The 7,163-nt window shown below is 71.4% G+C and carries 6 protein-coding genes; 5 read left to right on the forward strand and 1 reads right to left on the reverse strand.

All coding sequences use genetic code 11. From position 1 onward, the window contains the following. Positions 1 to 298 precede the first annotated feature (298 nt). Entirely contained in the window at positions 299 to 724 is a 426-nt protein-coding gene (locus LHA35_RS27265; RefSeq protein WP_226614308.1) for a MerR family transcriptional regulator, read from the reverse strand. Positions 725 to 826: 102 nt separating this feature from the next. On the opposite strand from LHA35_RS27265, the gene LHA35_RS27270 reads away from it, so the two are divergent. The 5 genes from LHA35_RS27270 to LHA35_RS27290 all read left to right on the forward strand — a co-directional run bounded on the left by LHA35_RS27270 (position 827) and on the right by LHA35_RS27290 (position 6,742). Next, positions 827 to 3,022, forward strand: coding sequence for a heavy metal translocating P-type ATPase (locus tag LHA35_RS27270; RefSeq protein WP_226614309.1), 2,196 nt, complete (start codon positions 827 to 829; stop codon positions 3,020 to 3,022). After that, entirely contained in the window at positions 3,015 to 3,554 is a 540-nt protein-coding gene (gene lspA, locus LHA35_RS27275) for a signal peptidase II (RefSeq protein ID WP_226614310.1), read from the forward strand. The genes LHA35_RS27270 and lspA overlap by 8 nt, the downstream gene beginning before the upstream one ends. Positions 3,555 to 3,561: 7 nt before the next feature. Beyond that, complete coding sequence (locus LHA35_RS27280) at positions 3,562 to 4,299, forward strand: cytochrome c biogenesis CcdA family protein (protein WP_456316096.1); 738 nt, start codon at positions 3,562 to 3,564, stop codon at positions 4,297 to 4,299. Further along, positions 4,296 to 4,922, forward strand: a complete 627-nt coding sequence (locus tag LHA35_RS27285) for a cation transporter (RefSeq protein WP_226614312.1) — start codon at positions 4,296 to 4,298, stop codon at positions 4,920 to 4,922. The genes LHA35_RS27280 and LHA35_RS27285 overlap by 4 nt, the downstream gene beginning before the upstream one ends. A 146-nt stretch (positions 4,923 to 5,068) precedes the next feature. After that, positions 5,069 to 6,742 carry a bifunctional protein tyrosine phosphatase family protein/NAD(P)/FAD-dependent oxidoreductase gene (locus LHA35_RS27290; RefSeq protein WP_226614315.1) on the forward strand — a complete coding sequence of 558 codons (1,674 nt, stop codon included), beginning with the start codon at positions 5,069 to 5,071 and terminating at the stop codon, positions 6,740 to 6,742. Positions 6,743 to 7,163: the final 421 nt, after the last annotated feature.

Consider the following 7,163-nt stretch of genomic DNA (forward strand, 5'->3'; position numbering starts at 1 on the left):
CTTACGACCGTCGTATGAGCGGTTTGCGAGTGCTGCAGGCGGTGTCACGTCGTCGGGCATCCACACGACATCCACCACGCGCCATGGTCACCGCAAGGCCACGACAGGCTTACGCTTACGACGAGCACGGACACGACCACGGTGGCCCGCCTCGCCGCGCGGCGGGAGGGTGAGGCATCGCCGGAGCGATGGGCGCCTACAGCGGATTGCGTTCAGTTCTGAACGCCAATCCGCTGTAGGTCATTGTTTGTAGAGCCGATTCACGCTCCCGGGCGTTCACGCCCGTCCGCGATCCGCTCTAGCTTCGAGGGGCGCCGTCCTTCGGCGAGAGGGCCGACAAGATCCGGCACTCGGCGACCGTGCCGAGGCAGCACTGCCCGATGACATCCTGGAGCTCGCGGCGGAGGGCCTCAAGGTCGGCGATCTTGCGCTCGACCTCCTCCAGATGCTCGCGGGCCACCCGGTCCACCGCCTCGCAGGACCGCCCCCGGTCATCGGCAAGCCGGAGCAGCTCGCGCACTTGGTCCAGCGTGAATCCCAGGTCGCGGGCGCGCCGGATGAAGCTCAGACGCTCCAGGTGCGCCTCCCCGTAGGACCGATAGTTGCCCGGGGTGCGGGCGGGTGCCGGGAGCACCCCGACCCGCTCGTACCAGCGGATCGCTTCCACGGTGGTGCCGGTCGCCTTCGCCAGGGCGCCGATGTTGAGCGCGTTCTCCGATGCCATGCCCTTGACCCTGTAGCGACTACAGGGTCCATATAGGGAGCCGCACGTCCCCGGCGCAACCCGGGGAAACCTGGGGGTTGTTCCCGGCGACGGAGAGGCGGCATGGCAGATAACGAACTGACGGAGGCGGGCACGAGGCCCACGGCGGCCCTGAGATACTGGGTCGAGGGCATGGACTGCCCGAGCTGCGCCGCGAAGATCGAGACCGCCGTTGGCCGGGTGGACGGCGCCGAGGACATCCGGGTCAACTACGGCACCCAGATTCTGGCCCTCCGGCTGGACGAAGCCGCCACGCCCCGGACGGCCATCGAGGACCAGGTCCGCAAACTCGGCTACGGCATAGCCCTCGCCGAGGCGCCAAGGGTGGTCGCCGGTGAGCCAGACGCGGCCGATGAGACCGAGACCCGCGCTCCTGCCCGCCAGCCCTGGTGGAAGGGCGCCAAGGCCCGGCTGGCGGCCGTCCTCGGCGGGCTGACGGCGGCCGGGTTCGCCGCCTCGCTCGCTGTTCCCTCCCTGGACCACTGGGCCTACCTGCCCGCCGCCCTGCTCGGCCTCTGGTTCTTCGGCCGCAAGGCCATCGCCGCGGCGCGCGCCGGTTCGCCCTTCAGCATCGAGATGCTGATGTCGGTCGCCACCGTCGGCGCCATGGCCATCGGCGCGACCTCCGAGGCGGCGGTTGTGGTGTTCCTGTTCACCATCGGCGAGCTGCTCGAGGGCGTCGCGGCCGGGCGCGCCCGCGCGGGCATCGAGGCGCTGGGCGCCCTGGTGCCTAGGACCGCCCTGCTCGTCGAGGGCGAGACGGCGCGGGAGGTGCCCGCCGCCAGTCTGAAGGTCGGCGACCTCGTGCTGGTCCGCCCGGGCGACCGGGTGTCGGCCGACGGCGAGGTGGTCGAGGGCGAGTCCGAGGTGGACGAGAGCCCGGTGACCGGCGAGTCCGTCCCCGTTCCAAAGGCCGAGGGCGCCCAGGTCTTCGCGGGCAGCGTCAATGCCTCGGGGGCACTCCAGGTCCGGGTGACGAAGCCCGCCGCGGACAACACCCTCGCCCGCATCATCCGCCTGGTGGAGGAGGCGCAGGAGGCCAAGGCGCCGACCGCCCGCTTCATCGAGCGCTTTTCCGCCGTCTACACGCCCGCCGCAGTCGCCGCCGCGGCGCTGGTCGCCGTGGCGCCGCCGCTGCTGCTCGGCGCGGACTGGGGCACCTGGGTCTACCGCGGCCTGGCGTTGCTGCTGGTGGCCTGCCCCTGCGCCCTCGTCCTCTCCACGCCCGCGGCCATCGCCTCGGGCCTGGCGGCCGGGACCAGGCGCGGCTTGCTGGTGAAGGGCGGCGGCGCCCTGGAGACCATCGGCCGCGTCCGCACTGTCGCCTTCGACAAGACCGGCACCCTGACCGAGGGGCGCCCGCGCGTGACGGACGTCCTCGCCCTGTCCGGCTCCGAGCGCACCCTGCTCGGCCTCGCCGCCGCGGTGGAGAACGGGTCCAGCCACCCGCTCGGCCGCGCCATCCTGGAGCGGGCGGCGGCGGACGGGATCCCGTTGCGCCCGACCAAGGATTCGCGGGCAATCCCCGGCAGGGCGGTCGAGGCGGTCGTCACCGGCAAGAGGGTCAGCGTCGGTTCGCCCTCTTACGCGGCCGAGCAAGCACCGCTCTCAGCCGAGGTGGAGCGCGCGGCCGAGGAGTGGGAGGGTCAAGGAAAGACAGTGGTCGTCGTTTCCGTGGATGGCGCGCCCACCGGCGTCATTGCCGTCCGCGACGAGCCGCGGGCGGATGCCGCCGCTGGCATCCGGGCGCTGCGCGACCTTGGGGTGCGGCCGGTCATGCTGACCGGCGACAATCCGCGGACCGGCAAGGCCATCGCCTCGGTCCTCGGGCTCGACGTGCAGGCGGGCCTGCTGCCCGAGGACAAATTGAAGGAAATCTCTGCCCTGAAGGAGAAGGCGCCCGTGGCCATGGTCGGCGACGGCATCAACGACGCCCCGGCGCTCGCTGCCGCCTCGGTCGGCATCGCCATGGGCGGCGGCACCGACGTGGCCCTGGAGACGGCCGATGCCGCGCTGCTGAACAGCCGCGTCGTGGACGTCGCCGCCCTGGTCGGGCTGTCGCGCGCGACGCTGGCCAACATCCACCAGAACGTCGCCATCTCCCTCGGCCTCAAGGCGGTTTTCCTGGTGACGACGGTCGTCGGCATCACCGGCCTCTGGCCCGCCGTCCTGGCCGACACCGGCGCCACGGTGCTGGTGACAATCAACGCCCTGCGGCTGCTTGGATACCGGTTCCAGGGAGCGGCGGCGCATGGCTGAGCGAGCGACCACGGTGGGCGTGCACCGGCCGTCCAGCCTCCGGCTCGCATGGGCCTGGGGTGCGGCCGCGGCACTGCTGGCGCTTGCGCTGGACCAGGCGACGAAGTGGTGGGTGCTGACCGCGCTCATGGACCCGCCCCGCATCATCCCGGTCGCGCCGTTCTTCAACTTGGTGCTGTGGCACAACCGGGGTGTCAGCTTCGGCCTGCTGTCGGCGGACCACCCCGCCACGCCCTGGCTGCTGTCCACTCTCGCCCTGGCGATCGTCGCGGGCCTGGTCATCTGGATGACGCGCGACCGGCGCCCCGGGATGGCTGCCGCGGTCGGGCTCATCGCGGGGGGCGCGCTGGGCAACGTCGTCGATCGCCTGCGGCATGGCGCCGTGACGGACTTCCTGGACTTCCACGCGGCCGGATACCACTGGCCCGCCTTCAACCTCGCCGACACCGCCATCTTCCTCGGCGTCGCGTTGCTCGTGGTCGGCGGGAGGGGCGAACCGGCACGCGCGCCGAGCTCCGCGACCCAATCCTGAGGCTGTCGTGAACTCCCTCCTCCAGATGTCCGGCCTCCTGACCGCCTTCCTGGCGGGGATGGTCTCCTTCCTGTCGCCCTGCGTGCTGCCGCTGGTGCCCGGCTACGTCTCCTACGTCGCCGGTCGCTCGGTCGCCGCCGAGCGCGCGGCGCCCGGCCGCCTCGCGACGGTCGGCCTCGGCCTCTGCTTCGTGCTCGGCTTCGCGACCGTGTTCGTGGCGATGGGCGCCGGGGCCTCGGCCCTCAGCCAGGCCCTGCTCCGTTACCGCTACGAGGCCGGGATCGTGGGCGGGGTGGTGGTCATCCTGTTCGGCCTCATGACCGCGGGCGTCCTGCGACTGATGCCGCTGCAACGCGACCTCCGCTTCATGCCGACGCTCAGCGGCGGCACGCCGCTCTCCGCCTACGTGCTCGGGCTCGCCTTCGCCTTCGGCTGGACGCCCTGCATCGGCCCGGTGCTCGGCGCCATCCTGGCCATGACCGCGACCGGCGACGTCAGCCACCTCGGCGTCGCGCTCCTGGCCACCTACGCGGCCGGGCTCGGCGTGCCCTTCCTCCTGGTGGCCGCCTTCGCGGACGCCTTCCTGCGCGGCCCGTTCCGTGCGCTGCGGCGCCTCGGGCGCGTCCTCCAAGTCGTGGCGGGCAGCATCATGGTGACGATGGGGGTGGCCATGATCACCGGCCACCTCACCGACTTCGCCATCTTGATGCTCCGGCTCTTCCCCTCGCTCGGGAGCATCGGATGAGAGGCGACGATGATGACCTGCCCAAGGACCTGACGCACATCACGCCGGGCTACCGGCGCGCGTTGTGGATCGTGGTGGGCCTGAACGTTGGCTACGGCCTCGTGGAGATGGTCGGCGGCTTCGTCTCCGGCAGCCAGGCGCTGAAGGCGGACGCCCTCGACTTCCTCGGCGACGGCCTGATCACCTTCCTCGGCCTGCTCGCCATCGGCTGGAGCCTCGCCTGGCGCGCCCGCTCGGCTCTCATCCAGGGCCTGTTCCTCGGCGCCCTCGGCCTGGGCGTGCTCGCCACGACCGCCTACCGGGTGCTGGTGCTGAACCAGCCCGAGGCCGAGCTGATGGGCCTCTTCGGCGCCATCGCTCTGGTGGCCAACGTGGCGGCCGCCGCGGTGCTCATCCCGCACCGGACGGGCGACGCCAACGTCCGCGCGGTCTGGCTGTTCAGCCGCAACGACGCCATCGGCAACCTCGCCGTGGTGGTCGCGGCGGGCCTCGTCTGGTGGACCGGCACGGCCTGGCCGGACCTCGCCGTGGCGGCCGTGATCGCCGGGCTGTTCCTCCAGTCCGCGTGGTCGATCGTCCGCGACGCTCTGGCCGACCTGCGCAAGGCCACTCAACCCGGATAGCGGCAGTTTGGCTGGCGGCCCGCCGCGGACATCGGCCGCCACCGCCTCAAGGTCCCCGTCGCCGCGCTCTGAAAGGGACCGGCCCCTGTGGGGCCCACCGCACCACCACGGAGCGGCGAAGACCGCTCTTCCTGGAAGGAACACCCATGGACATCCGTACGCTGACGCCAGCTTTCTCTGTCGCGCCCCAGATCACGCCCGGTGAGGTGGCGGAACTCGCGGCCAAGGGAATCCGGACCGTCGTCTGCAACCGCCCGGACGGCGAGGGCCCTGACCAGCCGAACTTCGCCGAGATAGACCGCGCCTGCCGGACGGCTGGGCTCGAGGCGGCCTATCTGCCGGTTGCCTGCGGCACAGTCCGCGACGAGGACGCCAAGGCGTTTGGCCAATTGCTGGACGGCCTGCCGAAGCCCATCCTGGCGTTTTGCCAGACGGGCGCGCGCTCGGCGACGCTCTGGTCGCTGTCCGAGGCGGCACGCGGCCGCCCCGTGGCAGAGATCCTGGGCCTGGCCGAGGCCGCTGGCCACGACATGAAGGGCGTGGCGCGGCGCATCGCCACCGGCGGCCGGGCGCCGACCGACACCGGCGAGGTCCGGCACGAGGTGGTGGTGGTCGGCGGCGGCGCCGCGGGCATCGCGGTCGCCTCCAGCCTGAAGGCGCGCAAGCCGGACCTTGACGTCGCCATCATCGACCCGGCCGACATCCACTACTACCAGCCCGGGTGGACCATGGTGGGTGCCGGGGTGTTCCGGCCCGAGACGACCGAACGCGCCATGGCCTCCCTCATCCCGCGCGGCGTCCGCTGGATCAAGGCGGCCGTCGCGGCCTTCGAGCCCGAGAGCAATGCGGTCATCCTGGACGGGGGCCGGGTGGTCAAGTACCGCAGGCTGGTCGTAGCGCCGGGGCTCAAGCTCGACTGGCACGCCGTCGACGGCCTGGCCGAGACGCTCGGGCGCAACGGGGTGACCTCGAACTACCGCCGGGACCTGGCGCCCTACACCTGGGAGCTCGTGCGCGGCCTGAAGCAAGGGCGCGCGGTGTTCACGCAGCCGCCGATGCCGATCAAGTGCGCGGGCGCCCCGCAGAAGGCGATGTACCTCTCGGCCGACAACTGGCGTGACCAGGGCCGCCTCAAGGACATCCAGATCGACTTCTTCAACGCCGGTGGGGTGCTGTTCGCGGTGGAGGAGTACGTCCCCGCCCTGATGCGCTACGTGGAGCGGTATGGCGTCGGGCTGAACTTCCAGCACAGCCTCACCCGGATCGACGGACCGGCCCGTACGGCCTGGTTCACGCGGACGGCTCCCGACGGCTCGAAGACCGAGGTCGAGGAGCGGTTCGACATGATCCACGTCGTCCCACCCCAGACGGCGCCGGACTTCGTGCGCGTCTCGCCGCTCGCCGACGCGGCGGGCTGGGTGGACGTCGACCCGGGCACCCTGCGGCACAGGAGCCTCGAGGGCATCTACGGACTCGGCGACGCCTGCAACGCGCCGAATGCCAAGACGGCCGCCGCGGCCCGCAAGCAGGCCCCGGTGGTCGCGCACAACCTGCTGAAGGACATGGGGGCGATCGGTGCCGCCGACGCGATCTACGACGGCTACGGGTCCTGCCCGCTCACCGTCGAGCGCGGCCGCATCCTGCTCGCCGAGTTCGGCTACGGCGGCAAGCTGCTACCGAGCTTCCCGGCCTGGCTGATTGACGGCACGAGGCCCAGCCGTCTCGCCTGGTTGCTGAAGGAGCGCGTCCTGCCGTTTGTCTACTGGCAGGGCATGCTCAAGGGTCGGGAATGGCTGGTGACGCCCAAGCTGGCGGACTAGCTGACCAGTGGCCCCCAGCGCCCGCCCTGCGGCCCGTCCCGCCCGGGGAATGGCAACACCCTTATTGAGAGGGCCCTCATTGACTTGACCGTCGGGTCGTCAGGGCGAGGCCCCATAAAGCCATACCGGCAATCCGTCGGGTCAAGACAAAGAGGGCCCTCTCAATAGTCTTACTGTGTCACTTGCTTCTTGGCCGTATACGCTGTTTCTGCAGGCAGCAGGGGCAGCGCGGGAGGAGGTGGACAAGGCCGACGGTGAGGCGGCGGCGAATGCTGGCGATTGAGTGCGGCACGTGGCGCTCAGGCCGGACCGGCACCGCGCGGCTGGAAGCCTTTGGATAGCGCAGGTGTCTTGAGCCGCCGCGCGGTGAAGCGGGATTGAGGGGGGAAAAGGCAGCGCTCGGCCACGAGGAAGCCGTAGG

Origin of the sequence: Roseicella aerolata (assembly GCF_020523605.1) — a bacterium.
GTDB lineage: Bacteria > Pseudomonadota > Alphaproteobacteria > Acetobacterales > Acetobacteraceae > Paracraurococcus > Paracraurococcus aerolatus.